Here is a 15,243-nt window from a genome sequence, read left to right as displayed (position 1 = left end):
TGACCAAAATTCCTAAGGAAGGATATTGATGCAATGTAATACGTGCTCAATATCCTTTTTTTTATGGGCAGCACTCAATACAATTCTGCTCATAAGCGGCGCACTTTCATCTGGATAAGGAAAGCTGGTAACAATAATTCGGTTGGCTTCAAGGTATTCGGTTAGTTGTATGTCCGAAAAGGAGTAGGCGGGATGGCCTTCCATAAAGTGGAATTTTTTTCGCTTTTTGAGATGACTAGAAAAATGATGCATATTTCGTTGCAGTCGTTTTCTTTTCACATCGTAAATAAAATTGGCTTGTAAAAGAGTGGCCATAGCAGCTGGCGTTGCAGGACTTGCGCCTCCATAGAAAGAAGTTTCGGTTAATGATTTGATGCGCTCACTTGTTCCAAAAATGGCCCCTGCTTGAATTCCGAAACCCTTACCCAATGATCCGCAAACTATGAGTTCTTTTATATTTAATTTTGATAAAATGGAATGCACACCGCCTCCGTTTTCGCCAACTACACCCAAACCATGGGAGTCATCTACTACTAAAACAATCTCTTCTAAAGGTAGTACTTGTAAAGCTTCAAAACTGGGGTAGTTGCATCCAGAAAAATCTATGCTGTCTAAAAATACTATTGGGGTAGTTTTGTTGGAGGTTAGATGTTCGCGAACGGCTATGTTCAATGCGGCAAAGGTCGTGAACGGTTTTCTCTTAATTTGGTACAGCGCGGAGTGTGTGTTGGGTGCATAGAAAAAATAATGTTCCTTGGAATTGAGTGCCTGAGCTAAAAACTGACCGGCCAAATACCCAGATGATAGGGTAATACATCCTTCGCTACCAATTAAATTAGCCAAATAATTCTCAGCTTTTTCAAATACCGATAGCCGGATGTTAGATTTTCTGGAAGCCCCGTAATTGGTGCCGTATTTTTTAATATTGTTAATGAACAGTTTTTGAAAATCATTGTCCATCTGCAGTGCAAGATATGAAGTGCCTCCAAAATAAAGGTGAGGTACTTCATTAATGATAATTTTTCTTCCAGGAAATGTATCTATATAATGGTTCATGACCTTAGGCTTACTCCGGTTCCATTCAGTTTTGGAAAAATGAGTTTTCCGTCCGCTAGTATTTTCACACCATCTGCAATATCATTTTTTAGTAATAGGGGGCCATCCATATCAACATAATCCAATTGAGGTACCAATTGCGCTATGGCAGAAATACCAACGGTAGATTCTGTCATACAACCTATCATTACTTTAATTCCCATTTCTTTGGCTTCGGCAATCATGCGTAGGGCAGGAGTAATGCCTCCACATTTTGTTAGTTTAATATTAATACCACTATAGTGCAATGCACACTTTTGAACATCACTTTCTACAATACAACTCTCATCTGCAATTACGGGAAGTACACTATGATGCATCACTTTTTCCATTCCCTCCCAATTATCGGCTTTAAGCGGTTGCTCTAAAAACTCAACACCCAATTCTTTTAGTAAAGGAGCGTTGGCAATAGTTTCTTCGGCAGACCATGCACAATTGGCGTCTATTCTAAAAATAGAATCTGTATGCTCACGGAGTTCTCTTACTATAGCAACATCATTTTCAGTGCCCAATTTTATTTTATAGATGGGCCATGGCATTTCTTTCATTTTCTCTACCATTTTTTCAATGGGAGCAATGCCTATAGTGTAATTGGTTATAGGATAAGAAGTGTTGCCGGTACGCCAAATATCGTAAAGCGGTTTTTTGTTGAGTTTTCCATAAAGGTCCCAAGCGGCAAGATCCAATGCACAAATGGCAAAATTAGATAAGTTTTTGGTCGTTAAAAAAGCATGGAATTTTTCAGGATGGTCTATGTGAAACGCTTCAATTTCACTCCTTATTTTTTCAATTTCAGCGGTTAAAGATTCAACTGTAATTTTATAATAAGGGTTTGATGTGGTTTCTCCATATCCTGTTTGTCCATCCAAAGAAAGACTAACAATAAGCGTATCTTGAAAATCGTGGGATTCACGACTAATACTAAAGGTATGTTTTAGGGCTAAAACATATTTTTTTAAATCTAACTGCATGTTCCAATTCTTTCTACTAATATAAAAAGAGAATAAGGGTTTGAGCTCATCTCTCCTCATTTTTTTCGAAAGGAGAAAAGATTAACACTAATATCTATTTAAACCAAAAACAAGCTGCCGAAAATTCGACAACTTGTATTTAGGATTGTTCGTTTTTTTGATTTTAATATTTGTGAACGTTACCCGAAACGGATTTTTTAGTTTTTACCGTAGCGTTACCGGAATAGGCAACATTACCACCACTACTGGCACCTGCCTCAAGATTTTCCGAAACAAGAACTTTTACGTTCCCGCCACTGCTGGCATCTGCTGTACAAGTTTTAAGAGAAAGCGTTTTTGCATTAATATTTCCACCGCTACTGGCGTCTATATTTCCACGGATGGCTTGTCCGGATATATTTATACCGGCACCACTGCTTACATCTATGTCAATGACATCTGCAACAACATCAACGTTAATTTGGCCTCCGCTACTACCGTCTAACTCAAGATAATCACTTTCAATAGTATTTTCAACATTTAAATGTGAACCGCTTGAAGCTCTTAAATCTGAAATAACAGGAAGGGAAACATAAATTTTCTTGGTGGCGTCACCTATATTTTTGGTGGCATGAATACGCAACTTTCCGTTTTTAATATCTGTGGCGATAAGGTCTATGATATTCTCATCTGCCTCAACTTTTATATTAAATTCATTTGATTGGGTTACATAAACGGATAGGCCTTCAGAAGCGGATACTTCTGTAAATTGGTCTGTAACTTCTCTATTGTCCGTAACTACAGTTCCGTTGCCTTTCTCACCGTTACCAAAGTCACCAATATTAATGTCAAAACCACAGGAGGATAAAAATAATGCTACTAAAAATGCTATTGCAATGCGAATTAATGTTGTCATGATTGTTGTTTTTTGATTGATGTAAAATTGCGCTATTAGTTGTTTTCTCGCCAGATTTTCAGACCCAAACGTCATATTTTGGTACTGAATTGATTACACGGGCAATACGTATTGAAAATGATTTGAATTATATGGTATCTTCTCGTTTTGAACGGTTGTCGTCAACATCGATATCTATACCATTTTCATCAATATTTATTCGGTTTTTACTATCAGCGCTGCGTTCGTCTGCGTTTATTTGAATCCCATCTTCACCTATTTTCATTTTAAAGGATTCACCGTCATCTTGAATATCAATATCAATTCCGTCTTCGTTAATTTTGATTTTGTTTCTTCCGTTATTGTCATTTTCAAAATCATCATCGTTCTCGTCAACTAAATCAGGACACTCTAGACATTTTAATTCTCCGTCAGAACCCATTTTCCAGGTATAATCGCTTATATCGCAAGCATCTAGATTTCTATCGTTTTGAATATGGAAGCGCCAGCATCTATAATCACTATCATTTACATAGTTTAAGACGGTACCCTCGGGAATGTAGAGGTTTATCCGAACCTCTTGGTTCATCATTTTATTCTTTCTAGCAGTTGTCAAAAAGTCTTGCAGATGCAAGGTGTTGTTTTCAACCTTGTAACTATAGTTAATAGCTTCGGCAAATTTTTCTGCTTCCTCAAAGGATGAACCATCGGATTCTTTTATAATCTCTATTCTAGTGATTGTATCTTTTGATTTTTCTAGATAGAAACTTACCTCGTCTAACACCAGTACCTCTTCACCAGATTCGTTTCTGCTAATCGTAACTCCGTTGCCCATTTCAACTTTACGCTTGTTACGGAACTTTCGGTTATAGGATTCCAAGTTGATTTCTAAGGTATCTACCGTGGTTGGGAAATGAATATTCTCAGTAGTTACAGTAGATTCAGAAAATGCCCGAGCAGAAGCTTGTTTTATCCCAAAGACAATCAATAGTATTATAGAAATCAGCCAAAGGCCTAATAATGAGAATTTAGCAATACTTCCAATAGATTTAAGGTTGTTGACCAAGATTTTCAGTCCTAAATAAAGAAGGAAGAAAAACGGAATCCCAATGGCAAAAAATCCAAGTAGGGAAATCAACCAAATAGACATATCACTGGCATCTACAATATGGTACATATTAATACCAGGTACATGAACCATATCTGCAATTCCTACGGTAATCATCCCTATAAAGAGACCAATAATGGTAGCAGCACCTATAATAATCAAGAGAATACCAATAAATTTTCCAAAGATTTTGAAGAAAAACATGATAATATCTCCCAAGGTGTCAAAAAATGACTTACCGCCACTTTTAACCTTGTTACCTACACCTTCATAATTGACGCTCTTAATTTTTTGGGCAACATCATCAAAGCCTTCCTTGACCTTGCGTTCTATATTGCTGATGTTGATGTCCTCCCCCCGCATATCCAATTTTTGCGACGTAGTAACGGCTTCAGGTATCAATAACCAAAGTAGGCCGTAGATTAAAATGAATCCACCCGAAGAACCAATGGTCAAAAGAATCCAGACCAAACGTACCCAAAGAGGGTCTATATTAAAGTAGTGCGCTAAACCAGAAGACACCCCGGCAACATATTTGTGTTCCGTATCCCGGTATAGCTTTTTGGATTTTCTAGGTTCGGAATAGTTCTTTTGAGTATTTGGCTCATCTTCAAAAATATCCTCATCCACCATATAATCTTCTGGCTGACCCATAATAGCAATGACTTCGTCTACCTGTTTTTGGGTAATGACCTGGCGTTCATTGTCCAGTTTTTCATGGAACAGTTCTGCAATACGCGCCTCAATATCTGCCAGTATCTCATCGCTACCGGGTGTGTTGGCAAAAGAGCGCTTTACGGACTCTAGGTAGCGCTGCATTTTGTTATATGCATCTTCATCCATATGGAAGAGCATATTCGCTAGATTAATATTTATAGTTTTGTTCATTTTAGTTGTTTTTGTTCTGTAATCACTTAATAAGGTTACAGGTAGTTTTTTAGGTTATTTATTGTTGGTTACCAAATTAGTTGCTGTTCTTAGTTCGTCCCAAGTACTGTCCAGTTCCTTTAGAAAAAGTTTTCCGGTTTCAGTCAATGCGTAATATTTTCTTGGGGGGCCAGAGGTTGATTCTTCCCAGCGATAGCTAAGTAATCCCGCATTTTTTAATCGGGTTAATAAAGGGTAAATAGTACCCTCTACCACAAGCATTTTCGCATCTTTTAGCGTTCCGAGAATTTCAGAGGCATATTTGTCTTTTCCGTTTAGGATAGACAGAATACAGTACTCCAAAACGCCCTTACGCATTTGTGCTTTTGTATTTTCTACATTCATAATTTCCTTTTGCTTTTTATGCAGTTCCTTTAAATTGGGGGAACGTGTCTGTTCGTAAATGGTACGCTGCATAGAGTGATTGTTCGTTTTTTTACTACCCCAAGCTTGTTATTGGTTATTGCCCCGTGATTAGTGAGACCCTTTTGCAAATCTGGAATAATTTGATTGATGAATAAACTCCTTTTTGACCAGGGTGTGATGAGTACCCGTTTCTATATTAATGAAGGCTGATGACCCTCGTGATTTTCCAATTAGATTCTGTTTTTTGCCATATCATAATAAATTTTCCAGGCTTTGAAATGGCATTGGGTTCTTGATTGTTGTGAAATTTGTGCAAACCTATTTCTACCGCGCCAAACCCGTTTATAGGGTAAACTTCAATACTACCTTCTACTAATTCTCTTGTTACCTTTCCGCAAATATTTTTCTCCAAACTTTCCAGTAAATCTTGTTTTGATGTGGATAATCCTCCCTTGTCATGATAGAATTCTAAATCTTCGGCATACATATCTGCCTGCTTTTCCATATCACAAGTATTATAAGCTTCAAAGTACTCAGTATCTAACTTAATAATGGTTTCCTTTAATTGGTCTTCACTAGTAACTTGTGCTGCCATTTCAAAAAAACTTGAAACGAAAACTATTGAGATGAAGAGGGTAGCGGATTTCATTATTTTAAAAATTTTATAGTAATAGGATAAGAAAACTCTTGCCCCTCGTTAGTGCGAATGGCTGCTTGAATAGTATAAACAATGTTTACTATAAATAATGCTCCGTGCGCAAGCCCCGCAATACTTAATGGAAACAACCAAGAGCTAAAGCTAAAAACATCACTAAAGTTGATATTCAAATTGTTATAATCGTTCAAATGGTTAAAACCAAAAAGACTGCTATTCAATAGTTCAGGAAAAAAACCTACAAATAATGGTATACTAATAGCCCCCAAAACAATAGAGTAGAGCAGTAGGCTAATCTGAAAGTTCAAAACCTGTTTTCCGTTGTAATCTACAAAAGCGTAATCCTTTTTATTAGCAGACCATAAGACCAACGGAATAATGAAATTCCCGAAGGGAATAATGAATTTTGAAAAGGCCGATGCATGTAGCATAGCTGCTAAATTTCGCTCGTGTTTTGTTAATGTACTTTCCATGGCTTAGTAATTTCTTATGCAAATATATGTCTAAAAGAAGGTACTATGCAAAACAAAGTACTAAATATTAACATTATATTAACAATTGTAAAAACGAAAAATTTCAATACATTTAAGGAAAATATATAAGACAATGGCAGTATCTGCGGGCAAATTCAACACATTTACATTCTTTAAATTACCATCTGCATGGTGGAGCGGCGTACGCTTACGTTCTATAGATGAAAAGAGGGCAGTGGTAACAGTAAAGCACAAATGGTTTAATCAAAATCCGTTTAAAAGCATGTTTTGGGCCGTACAAGGAATGGCCGCGGAGTTGAGTACGGGCGCTATGGTTATCACTCAGATTAAAGAAAGCGGAAAGAAAATATCTATGCTTGTGGCTAATAACAATGCCAATTTTTCTAAAAAGGCAACAGGAAAAATAACCTTTACTTGTGAGGATGGTCATCTTATAAAAGAGGCTATAGATAAAACCATAGCTACTGGAGAAGGGCAAGCTTTCTGGATGAAATCTGTTGGTGTGAACGAAGATGGAGTAGTGGTGTCTACTTTTAATTTTGAGTGGACGGTTCGGGTGAAGAAATAGTAATTTTTTAATTATTCTTGTAACATTTCTACACTAGAAGTCAACTAACAAGCATCAACAAAAAACGTAAAAAGATGAACGCACACGAAATAGATTATCAGATTTTTGGAGAAGAAATGCAGTATGTAGAAATAGAACTAGACCCGCAAGAGGCTGTTGTTGCCGAGGCCGGAAGTTTTATGATGATGGAATCTGATATTAAAATGGACACCATATTTGGTGATGGGTCTAACCAAGATACAGGAGTTTTGGGAAAGATTTTTTCCGCTGGAAAAAGAATTCTTACAGGAGAAAGCCTGTTTATGACCGCATTTTTGAATATAGGACAGGGGAAAAAGCTTGTCAGTTTTGCTTCGCCTTATCCAGGAAAAATTCTACCTATAGATTTATCCGAAAAGCAGGGCAAGTTCATTTGCCAAAAAGATGCTTTTTTATGCGCCGCTCAAGGAGTATCCGTTGGAATTGAATTTTCAAAGAAACTAGGGCGAGGCCTTTTTGGAGGTGAAGGCTTTATAATGCAGAAATTGGAAGGTGATGGTATGGCCTTTGTTCATGCGGGGGGTACTTTGGCGAAGAAGGAACTTGCCGCTGGTGAAGTCCTCAAAGTAGATACGGGGTGTATTGTTGGTTTTTCCCAAACCGTAGATTATGATATTGAATTTGTAGGAGGTATAAAAAATACGGTTTTTGGTGGCGAAGGTCTATTCTTTGCTACACTTAGGGGGCCAGGAACAGTTTATATTCAGTCCTTGCCATTCAGTAGACTTGCAGGAAGGGTGTTGGCTTCTATACCCAGAGGAGGTAAAGATAAAGGCGAGGGTAGTATTCTAGGTACTTTAGGTGATATTGTTGGCGGTGATAATCGCTTTTAAGAATAACATCTATATCAAATTATATAACGTACAATAGGGTACATATTGATGATAGTTTTTAAATGGATTTCAACAACCTTATAGAATTTTTAAAAGCACTCAATTCCAATAACTCTAAAGAGTGGATGGATGCGAATCGCAAATGGTACAAAGAGGTACGTAGTGAGTTTGTAGAATGGTTGGATCATATGAATGTCACCTTAGCCGGTATAGATGAGGAATACTATGATACACCGGGCAAAAAGGGAATAAACCGTATCAATAATAATTTAATGTTTCATCCAAATAAACCAATTTATAAGGACCATTTTGGGGCTGGGTTGGACAAACGGCCCTTTACAGGTGATTTTTATGTTGAAATAGGTATTGAGAGATGTATTATGGCAGGTGGTTTTTGGCGTCCGGATTCTACAACATTAAAAAGCATACGTGATGCCATAGATTATGATGGTGACGAACTTCAGAAAATAATTGACAGAAAATCGTTCAAAAAAGTTTTTGGAGGGCTTTATGAAGATTCTAAGCTTATAAAAGCACCCAAAGGCTTTTCTAATACGCACCAGCATATTGAACTTTTAAGAAATAAAACGTTTGCTGTTGCACACGAATTTTCTACAAATGAAGTGTTTATGGATAATTTTGACAGGAAAGTTATTGATGTGTACAGAAAAATGCTTCCTTTTAGAAGATATCTTAATAAAGCGGTAAGTGTAGCATGAAAATGAAGAGAAAATGAATATTTTATATATTTTTATTATATATTTAAGTTATTTTTTCTTTATTTGAAGGATTTTTCTTACTATATTTTGCGGCACTATGGAATTTGAAAATGTTACCCCACTGACGGTTTGGATTATAGATGATGACCTTGTGTCTTTGTTTGCAGCACGTTACGGAATAGTACAGTTGGGGAAACCCTATAATGTTATAGATTTTGATAGTGCAGAAGTTGCTCTTAAGGTTTTGGCGGATAGTGTTGAGGGTGACTCCAAATTACCAGATATTATACTTTTAGATTTAGTAATGCCTAAGATGGATGGATGGCAATTTTTAGAAAAACTAGAGGATATGCCAGGACATGTCAAAAACACCCATGTTTACATTCTTTCTGCATTTTTAAGTACCAAAGAGAGGCAACGGGCATCACAACATCCCGAAGTAAAAGGTTATTTTGATAAACCTATTTCAAAAAGGGCACTTAGTCGTATTTTTGGAGAAAAGGAAGAAGCTCAATAATAGTATTCTCTTAAATACTATTAGCTTTATGCCCATATAAATTTACGAACGAATCTTCTATAGTGAAAAACGGTAAAATAAAGAACATTAAAAAAGAGGTCTTATCTGATAATTGGTATACGCTTAACAAATACGTATATGAGTACCAGAAGGAAGATGATTCTTGGGAAACTCAAGAACGAGAAGCCTATGACCGTGGTAATGGTGCGGCAATTTTATTGTACAATCAGAAAAAAGGAACTGTAGTCCTCACGCGTCAATTTCGTATGCCTACCTATGTAAACGGAAATAGTGATGGAATGATGATCGAGGTCTGTGCCGGCTTATTAGATGGGGATAACCCTGAGGATTGTATTCGTAAAGAAGTGGAAGAAGAAACAGGGTATCAGATAGAAAACGTACAAAAGGTTTTTGAATCGTATATGTCACCGGGTTCGGTTACTGAAATACTTCACTTTTTTGTTGGGGTCTATGAGGAAAAAATGAAAATAGGAGATGGTGGAGGTGCAGAAGATGAGACCGAAAACATTGAAGTTTTGGAATATCCGTTTGATGTGGCTATGAGCATGATAGCTTCCGGTGCAATCAAAGATGCAAAAACCATTTTGTTGTTACAATATGCAGCGGTCCACAAGTTATTATTGCCTTAGTCCATTTCAGCTAAGTCTTAAATTATATTAATAGCTGTCTGCTATTTGCCTTAGAACTTGTTGTATTCTCTTTTTTACTTCTGAGGTAGATTGCTGGTAATGGTTGTTCATAAAACTAAATATCAATGTTTTTCCTGTTTTGGTGATGAGGTATCCGCTTAGGCAATAATTGTTGCTCAAGCTCCCGGATTTGGCGTAGAGTTTTGGATATCCTCCATCATAATCCCATGTTTCTAGCGTTCCTGAAACTCCACTTTCCGGAAAAATTGAGAACAGGCGCTGCTTTGGCACATTTCGGTATATTTTATTAAGCACAGCAACCATAGATTCCGGTGAGAATAAGTTGTAGCGTGAAAGTCCCGAACCATCAACCCATCTTGGCGGCTGTCTAAGATCTGCTAGTTTATTTTCAAGAATATATTTCCTTGTTTTTTTGCCGCTCAGTGTATCGGATAGGGTTGAGGATGATACAACCAGTAATTGTTCAGCTATGAAATTATCGCTTTCATGCATCATTCGCACATAAAGTGAGTCGGACAGTTGTCCATAGAGTATTTCCTTTTCACCAGGGATAAGTTGTTTGGACAAAGTAATTTTTTTGTTCAGTGCAGATTCTAATAATTGTCTGGTCAAAACAGAATCTGTTCGGTAGGGAATTTCAATAGTGTCCTTACGAGATGGTGAAAAGTAAAATGTATTATGTTTTAACTCTCGATTCTTTTTATACCACGTACGCACCACAGCTTCTTTAAATAGGTCTGGGGTAACGTTCAGTCCGTTTGTATTTGAGATACTTGTAACATTCCCGTAAAGTGGTAAAGGGGTTATTTCTGGTTGGTAGTAATATTGGTAATCGTCCCAAGCCCAACCTTGACCTAACTTTTCGTCTTCTAAATTATTTAGGTCAAAAACTATGGTGTTATATTTTTTTAAAAAATTGAAAGCTGTACGGTCTTCAAAGTGCGGGTGAAGCAAAGAAGGGTCTCCTGTTCCCTGTACATATAAGGTGTTATTTTCTACAGTGTATTTTAGAGCGGGAACATTTTCCGGCAATAATTGTAGAGAAGCAAAGAGCGTAAATATTTTGGTGTTGCTTGCAGGTGTAAAGTATTTCTCACTTTGGTGCGTGTACAGGGTGTCGTTAGTTTCTGGGTCCAAAACCAATAAACCCACGAATTGATTTTTATAAAAATCGGATGAAACAACACTGCTCGTAGATTTTTGTATGGTCTTTTTGGTTGAATTACAGCTAGTTGCAATAATAAGAATAACGAAGGCAAATAGAATTTTTTTCATCTTTTTTTAGTCTGGGACCGCCCGTTATACGGCTATTTAACAAGAATTTAGCTAAGATTTAACTACACGGATGCAATATAGTAAATGCATAATTGTTTAACTTTATGAAGAGAGAATATCTCTTAAGACAACTAATAACTTAAATATTTTGAAATATGGCTAGAGCTATGCTTGAATACTCTAAAACAGTATTGAGAAAAGTAAGTTTTGACTCAAGATTATTTATTAAAGAATTACAAAAAGCAATATCAATGCTACTTCCAGAAGAAGTAGATGAATTAAAACTCTGGTTACAGCAATTCATTACAGACAAACCAGAACTAAAACAAACACTTATTTATATTAAGTCATAACAAAAAAGCCCTCCATTAGGAGGGTTTTTTTAGTATTGGTGCTTTATCACACACTAGTATAGCACAAAAAGTGTGGCTAATAAAGGGAATAAAGTCTATTTATTAATAGGGCTTATAATCTGCACATCCTGAAAAGCGATAGCTCCTCTTACAATGCTAGAGATAACATCCCTTAAAGCATCCGTAATTTGAATTTTTAATTCACTTTTGTGATAAATTAAACTTATTTCACGTGCAGGTGAAGGAGCTTCAAAATACTTTAGTTTACTTTTCTTTTTCTCATCCAGTACCAATGTATTTAAATAGGGTAGAAGTGTCATCCCTAAATTTTCATCGGCTAAATTAATTAAGGTCTCAAAGCTGCCACTTTCTAAACGAAACTGCTTAGTATCTAAGTTTCTGGGTGCTTTACAAAGATTAATGACATTGTCTCTAAAGCAATGCCCATCTTGTAATAAGAGTACATCGCTAATATCTAAATCTTCGGGCTTTAGTTTATCGGCATTACCAAGTCTATGTTCTTTGGGAACATAGCCTACAAACGGTTCATAATATAACGGACGCTCTTTAATAAACTCAATCCCCAATGGTGTAGCTGCAATTGCCGCGTCTATATGCCCATCTTGAATGTTCCTAATAAGGGTTTCCGTGCTTTGTTCCTTTATTATTAAGTTCACTTTTGGATACTTATTAATAAAGGATTTGAGAAACATGGGCAGCAATGTGGGCATGATAGTGGGAATAATGCCTAAAGTAAAATCCCCTCCTATAAATCCTTTTTCTTGGTCTACAACATCTTTAATTCTACTGGCTTCATTTACAATGTTTTTGGCTTGGGCTACTATTTTCTCTCCAACCTCCGTAATTGAAATAGGTTTTTTACTCCGGTCGAAAATTAACACGTCTAGTTCGTCTTCTAACTTTTGCACTTGCATGCTTAAAGTAGGTTGCGTAACAAAGCTTTTTTCTGCTGCTAGGGTAAAGTTTTTATACTCGGCAACTGCCAGTACATATTGTAATTGAGTAATTGTCATTTGCTATAAGTTCGAATGATAAAAATATAAAAACTATCAATGATATCAATCATATAGCGGGGTCTAATATTCAGTACCTTTGTACTATATTTTAAACAACAAGAACCATGAAACTAAATAGTATAGGATTAAGCGAAAAAGATTCAAAATCACTAAGTGAAGATTTGAATGAATTATTAGCAAATTTTCAAAGATATTACCAAAATTTAAGAGGTATTCATTGGAATATAAAAGGGAAACGTTTTTTTGAACTTCACCCAAAATTTGAAGAGTTATATACAGAGGCAAATCTTAATGTAGATGAAATTGCTGAGCGTGTACTTACTCTAGGAGGAGTACCGTTACATACTTTTGAAGATTATATTAAAAATGCAAAAGTTCCCGTAGGTAAGAATATTACCCAAGACGAAGATGCTATTCGGTTGATAGTAGATTCATTAAAAGAACTTTTGGTAATCGAAAGACGTATTCTAGATGCTTCGGACAAATCTGGAGACGAAGGAACCAACTCTATGATGAGCGATTTTATCACAGGTCAAGAAAAGACCGTTTGGATGATGAAAGCTTGGTTGGCAGAAGAAATATAATTTTAGTGTTTTAAATGAAGAATCCCTGATGGACAATTGCGTTCGTCAGGGATTTTTTTATTTCTTGTTTTTCTTTTTGCTGCTTTTGGCCAAAGGATTGAAATCTAGGCAGAGTTGAATCCATTTTGCTAAATCTTCATCCGTATCCAATCCATCGGCAAAAACGTAGACATACCCTTTCATGGCACGACCGGTAAAGTTCATTGGCCCGCAATGGGGTTGTTGCAACGCCTTTTCGTAATTTTCTGTTCCTACCCTTGCCATCATACGAGACTCCCCGGATTTTTTATCGGAATCAAGTCCAAAACACATTTTTTCATCGACCATAAAACAAAGACCTCCCATCATTTTCTTTTCTTCAAAGAAGACATGCTTTTGTTTTAAGATTTGTCTGGATCGGTCGGCTAAATATTCATCGTAGGCCATAGTTTTAGTTTTTAAGCATTTTCCCCTTTAATCAAAAATACGCTTTAAAGAGTAACAGTTCATTTATTTCAGGATCTACCCGGCCTGATTATGATGGGTTATGTTTATATTCGAGCAACGAAAAAGCAATAGCGAAATGAAGGTTTTATTTATAGGAGGAACAGGGAATATCAGTACGGCATCTAGTCGTTTGGCCGTAGAGAAAGGTATTGAATTGTATCATTTAAACAGAGGTACGAATAAAGCAGGCATGGAAGGTGTCAATACTATTTTTGGTGATATCAATAAACCGGAAGAACTGTCCGAACTACAAAAACATTCTTGGGATGTGGTCGTAAACTGGATTGCTTTTACACCGGAAGATATAGAGCGTGATATTCAATTATTTCAAGGGAAAACCAAACAATATATTTTTATCAGTTCTGCATCATGTTACCAGACTCCCTTGCAATATCCTATTATCACGGAATCCACCCCACTTTGTAATAATTTATGGGATTATTCTCAAGAAAAAATTAGAAGTGAAGACCGTTTAATGCAAGCGTATAGGGAAACAGGTTTTCCTATAACCATTGTTCGCCCATCATTAACCTATGACACGGTAATTCCTATTGCCATAGGTGGTTTCAGAGAATGGACAACAGCCAAACGTATTATAAATGGCGAAGAAATTATTATTCATGGAGATGGCACCTCTTTATGGACGGTTACCCATGCAGATGATTTTGCAAAAGGGTTTGTAGGTCTTTTGGGATTAACAACTGCTATTGGTCATGCCTTTCATATTACGTCCGACGAAATATTGAGTTGGAATATGATTTACAAAATTTTTGCTGATGCGCTGGGGTTTGAGGCAAGGGTAGTACACATTGCATCCGACTTTATTTGTAAGATGGAGCCCTCTTTTACAGGTACTTTATTAGCAGATAAAGGTGAAAGTGTAATTTTTGACAATTCCAAAATCAAAACATTTGTGCCTGACTTTAAGGCAACCATTCCTTTTTCAGAAGGAATCAGAAGAACCTTAAAATGGTTTGATGAAACTCCTGAACGTAAAGTTGTAAATGAAGATAAAAACCAAAAAATAGAGCGTATTCTTAAGGCGTACAAATCGCTCTAAGAATTATTTTTTTTCATGGCTTTAGCAATTTCAATACGCATTGGAACTTTGGTATCCTCCAGTTCTTCAATGATTTTGGGGTGGTCTTGTTCTCGGTTTTTAGATAATTTGTACTGTGCTTGAATATCAGTTATTTCTATTTCAAACCCTACCACACCCTTAATTTGTTTCAGCGTGTGGGGTGACATATTATCAAGAGAAATGGGGTTTTTTGAATTCGCTTCGTACTTGTTTACCAATCTGCGCATAGAGGCCATAACTTCTTCTTCACTTAAAACCTTCAATTTTCCATATACATGAACTGCAATATAGTTCCATGTAGGAACTTCTTCCTTTTTATACCAAGATGAGGATACATAGGAATGCGGACCATTAAAGATACAGAGTACTTCTTCATTTTGGTCAAATTCTCGCCATTGTGGGTTGGCTTTGGCAATATGAGCGGTGAGTACTTCGTTTCCAACTTTGTTCACCTCTAGTTCTAACGGAATGTGTGTTGCCCATGGTTTGTTTTGATATTGGCTTACCAGAATGCCAAAACTGTTTGCTTTCAAAAAAGCTCTAATTTCTGAAAGATTTTCGTTGCGGTGGTTAGTAGGTATGAACATGAA

General features: G+C 36.5%; 20 protein-coding genes. 8 read left to right on the top strand and 12 right to left on the bottom strand.

The window, feature by feature from the left end:
* Window positions 1–12: 12 nt before the first annotated feature.
* From IWC72_RS19600 to IWC72_RS19570, 8 genes are all read right to left on the bottom strand, one after another.
* On the bottom strand, window positions 13–1,056 hold the full coding sequence (locus tag IWC72_RS19600; protein ID WP_194530955.1) for an aminotransferase class I/II-fold pyridoxal phosphate-dependent enzyme: 1,044 nt from the start codon (window positions 1,054–1,056) through the stop codon (window positions 13–15).
* Window positions 1,053–2,066 carry a dipeptide epimerase gene (locus IWC72_RS19595; RefSeq protein WP_194530954.1) on the bottom strand — a complete coding sequence of 338 codons (1,014 nt, stop codon included), beginning with the start codon at window positions 2,064–2,066 and terminating at the stop codon, window positions 1,053–1,055. Before IWC72_RS19595 ends, IWC72_RS19600 begins: the two co-directional genes overlap by 4 nt.
* An 87-nt stretch (window positions 2,067–2,153) precedes the next feature.
* Window positions 2,154–2,234 carry a hypothetical protein gene (locus tag IWC72_RS20490; protein WP_394370077.1) on the bottom strand — a complete coding sequence of 27 codons (81 nt, stop codon included), beginning with the start codon at window positions 2,232–2,234 and terminating at the stop codon, window positions 2,154–2,156.
* Window positions 2,230–2,961 carry a head GIN domain-containing protein gene (locus tag IWC72_RS19590; protein WP_194530953.1) on the bottom strand — a complete coding sequence of 244 codons (732 nt, stop codon included), beginning with the start codon at window positions 2,959–2,961 and terminating at the stop codon, window positions 2,230–2,232. Before IWC72_RS19590 ends, IWC72_RS20490 begins: the two co-directional genes overlap by 5 nt.
* A 127-nt stretch (window positions 2,962–3,088) precedes the next feature.
* A complete protein-coding gene (locus IWC72_RS19585) occupies window positions 3,089–4,936 on the bottom strand; it encodes a PspC domain-containing protein (protein ID WP_194530952.1) in 1,848 nt (615 codons plus the stop codon).
* Window positions 4,937–4,990: 54 nt separating this feature from the next.
* Window positions 4,991–5,320: a PadR family transcriptional regulator gene (locus IWC72_RS19580; RefSeq protein WP_038239293.1), complete on the bottom strand. Its 330-nt coding sequence runs from the start codon at window positions 5,318–5,320 to the stop codon at window positions 4,991–4,993.
* A 217-nt stretch (window positions 5,321–5,537) separates the two neighbouring features.
* On the bottom strand, window positions 5,538–5,990 hold the full coding sequence (locus IWC72_RS19575; RefSeq protein ID WP_194530951.1) for a nuclear transport factor 2 family protein: 453 nt from the start codon (window positions 5,988–5,990) through the stop codon (window positions 5,538–5,540).
* A complete protein-coding gene (locus IWC72_RS19570) occupies window positions 5,990–6,469 on the bottom strand; it encodes a DUF4870 domain-containing protein (protein WP_194530950.1) in 480 nt (159 codons plus the stop codon). The genes IWC72_RS19575 and IWC72_RS19570 overlap by 1 nt, the downstream gene beginning before the upstream one ends.
* A 133-nt stretch (window positions 6,470–6,602) precedes the next feature.
* Between IWC72_RS19570 and IWC72_RS19565 the strand changes: the two genes are divergently transcribed.
* From IWC72_RS19565 to nudK, 5 genes are all read left to right on the top strand, one after another.
* On the top strand, window positions 6,603–7,058 hold the full coding sequence (locus IWC72_RS19565) for a DUF4442 domain-containing protein (RefSeq protein ID WP_194527855.1): 456 nt from the start codon (window positions 6,603–6,605) through the stop codon (window positions 7,056–7,058).
* 74 nt (window positions 7,059–7,132) lie between these two features.
* Entirely contained in the window at window positions 7,133–7,930 is a 798-nt protein-coding gene (locus IWC72_RS19560; protein WP_194527854.1) for a TIGR00266 family protein, read from the top strand.
* A 62-nt stretch (window positions 7,931–7,992) separates the two neighbouring features.
* The gene (locus IWC72_RS19555) at window positions 7,993–8,649 is read left to right on the top strand and encodes a DUF2461 domain-containing protein (protein WP_194527853.1); all 657 of its coding nucleotides are present in this window, start codon (window positions 7,993–7,995) and stop codon (window positions 8,647–8,649) included.
* Between the two features lie 97 nt (window positions 8,650–8,746).
* The gene (locus IWC72_RS19550; protein ID WP_194527852.1) at window positions 8,747–9,166 is read left to right on the top strand and encodes a response regulator; all 420 of its coding nucleotides are present in this window, start codon (window positions 8,747–8,749) and stop codon (window positions 9,164–9,166) included.
* Between the two features lie 62 nt (window positions 9,167–9,228).
* The gene (gene nudK / locus IWC72_RS19545; RefSeq protein ID WP_194527851.1) at window positions 9,229–9,816 is read left to right on the top strand and encodes a GDP-mannose pyrophosphatase NudK; all 588 of its coding nucleotides are present in this window, start codon (window positions 9,229–9,231) and stop codon (window positions 9,814–9,816) included.
* Window positions 9,817–9,843: 27 nt separating this feature from the next.
* Here nudK and IWC72_RS19540 read toward each other — a convergent pair whose 3' ends face one another.
* Complete coding sequence (locus IWC72_RS19540; protein WP_194530949.1) at window positions 9,844–11,112, bottom strand: D-alanyl-D-alanine carboxypeptidase/D-alanyl-D-alanine-endopeptidase; 1,269 nt, start codon at window positions 11,110–11,112, stop codon at window positions 9,844–9,846.
* Between the two features lie 155 nt (window positions 11,113–11,267).
* Between IWC72_RS19540 and IWC72_RS19535 the strand changes: the two genes are divergently transcribed.
* On the top strand, window positions 11,268–11,465 hold the full coding sequence (locus IWC72_RS19535; protein ID WP_194527849.1) for a hypothetical protein: 198 nt from the start codon (window positions 11,268–11,270) through the stop codon (window positions 11,463–11,465).
* A 95-nt stretch (window positions 11,466–11,560) separates the two neighbouring features.
* Here the strand turns inward: IWC72_RS19535 and IWC72_RS19530 are convergent, their stop codons facing one another.
* Entirely contained in the window at window positions 11,561–12,499 is a 939-nt protein-coding gene (locus IWC72_RS19530; protein ID WP_194530948.1) for a LysR substrate-binding domain-containing protein, read from the bottom strand.
* 107 nt (window positions 12,500–12,606) lie between these two features.
* On the opposite strand from IWC72_RS19530, the gene IWC72_RS19525 reads away from it, so the two are divergent.
* Window positions 12,607–13,086, top strand: coding sequence for a Dps family protein (locus tag IWC72_RS19525; protein ID WP_194527847.1), 480 nt, complete (start codon window positions 12,607–12,609; stop codon window positions 13,084–13,086).
* A gap of 57 nt (window positions 13,087–13,143) precedes the next feature.
* Here IWC72_RS19525 and IWC72_RS19520 read toward each other — a convergent pair whose 3' ends face one another.
* A complete protein-coding gene (locus IWC72_RS19520) occupies window positions 13,144–13,512 on the bottom strand; it encodes a TfoX/Sxy family protein (protein ID WP_194527846.1) in 369 nt (122 codons plus the stop codon).
* A gap of 136 nt (window positions 13,513–13,648) precedes the next feature.
* Between IWC72_RS19520 and IWC72_RS19515 the strand changes: the two genes are divergently transcribed.
* Window positions 13,649–14,632, top strand: coding sequence for an NAD-dependent epimerase/dehydratase family protein (locus IWC72_RS19515; RefSeq protein ID WP_194530947.1), 984 nt, complete (start codon window positions 13,649–13,651; stop codon window positions 14,630–14,632).
* Here the strand turns inward: IWC72_RS19515 and IWC72_RS19510 are convergent.
* The gene (locus IWC72_RS19510; RefSeq protein WP_194530946.1) at window positions 14,629–15,240 is read right to left on the bottom strand and encodes an FMN-binding negative transcriptional regulator; all 612 of its coding nucleotides are present in this window, start codon (window positions 15,238–15,240) and stop codon (window positions 14,629–14,631) included. The two genes, IWC72_RS19515 and IWC72_RS19510, sit on opposite strands and share 4 nt — an antisense overlap.
* Window positions 15,241–15,243: the final 3 nt, after the last annotated feature.

Source organism: Zobellia roscoffensis, assembly GCF_015330165.1.
Classification (GTDB): Bacteria; Bacteroidota; Bacteroidia; order Flavobacteriales; family Flavobacteriaceae; genus Zobellia; species Zobellia roscoffensis.
The sequence above is the reverse complement of the archived record's forward strand: the minus strand, read 5'-3'. Positions and strand labels throughout refer to the sequence as shown.

Coding starts and splice junctions, on each gene's coding strand:
- IWC72_RS19600 (WP_194530955.1), bottom strand. CDS start 1,056: ATGAACCATTATATAGATACATTTCCTGGAAGAAAAATTATCATTAAT.
- IWC72_RS19595 (WP_194530954.1), bottom strand. CDS start 2,066: ATGCAGTTAGATTTAAAAAAATATGTTTTAGCCCTAAAACATACCTTT.
- IWC72_RS19590 (WP_194530953.1), bottom strand. CDS start 2,961: ATGACAACATTAATTCGCATTGCAATAGCATTTTTAGTAGCATTATTT.
- IWC72_RS19585 (WP_194530952.1), bottom strand. CDS start 4,936: ATGAACAAAACTATAAATATTAATCTAGCGAATATGCTCTTCCATATG.
- IWC72_RS19580 (WP_038239293.1), bottom strand. CDS start 5,320: ATGAATGTAGAAAATACAAAAGCACAAATGCGTAAGGGCGTTTTGGAG.
- IWC72_RS19575 (WP_194530951.1), bottom strand. CDS start 5,990: ATGAAATCCGCTACCCTCTTCATCTCAATAGTTTTCGTTTCAAGTTTT.
- IWC72_RS19570 (WP_194530950.1), bottom strand. CDS start 6,469: ATGGAAAGTACATTAACAAAACACGAGCGAAATTTAGCAGCTATGCTA.
- IWC72_RS19565 (WP_194527855.1), top strand. CDS start 6,603: ATGGCAGTATCTGCGGGCAAATTCAACACATTTACATTCTTTAAATTA.
- IWC72_RS19560 (WP_194527854.1), top strand. CDS start 7,133: ATGAACGCACACGAAATAGATTATCAGATTTTTGGAGAAGAAATGCAG.
- IWC72_RS19555 (WP_194527853.1), top strand. CDS start 7,993: ATGGATTTCAACAACCTTATAGAATTTTTAAAAGCACTCAATTCCAAT.
- IWC72_RS19550 (WP_194527852.1), top strand. CDS start 8,747: ATGGAATTTGAAAATGTTACCCCACTGACGGTTTGGATTATAGATGAT.
- IWC72_RS19540 (WP_194530949.1), bottom strand. CDS start 11,112: ATGAAAAAAATTCTATTTGCCTTCGTTATTCTTATTATTGCAACTAGC.
- IWC72_RS19535 (WP_194527849.1), top strand. CDS start 11,268: ATGGCTAGAGCTATGCTTGAATACTCTAAAACAGTATTGAGAAAAGTA.
- IWC72_RS19530 (WP_194530948.1), bottom strand. CDS start 12,499: ATGACAATTACTCAATTACAATATGTACTGGCAGTTGCCGAGTATAAA.
- IWC72_RS19525 (WP_194527847.1), top strand. CDS start 12,607: ATGAAACTAAATAGTATAGGATTAAGCGAAAAAGATTCAAAATCACTA.
- IWC72_RS19520 (WP_194527846.1), bottom strand. CDS start 13,512: ATGGCCTACGATGAATATTTAGCCGACCGATCCAGACAAATCTTAAAA.
- IWC72_RS19515 (WP_194530947.1), top strand. CDS start 13,649: ATGAAGGTTTTATTTATAGGAGGAACAGGGAATATCAGTACGGCATCT.
- IWC72_RS19510 (WP_194530946.1), bottom strand. CDS start 15,240: ATGTTCATACCTACTAACCACCGCAACGAAAATCTTTCAGAAATTAGA.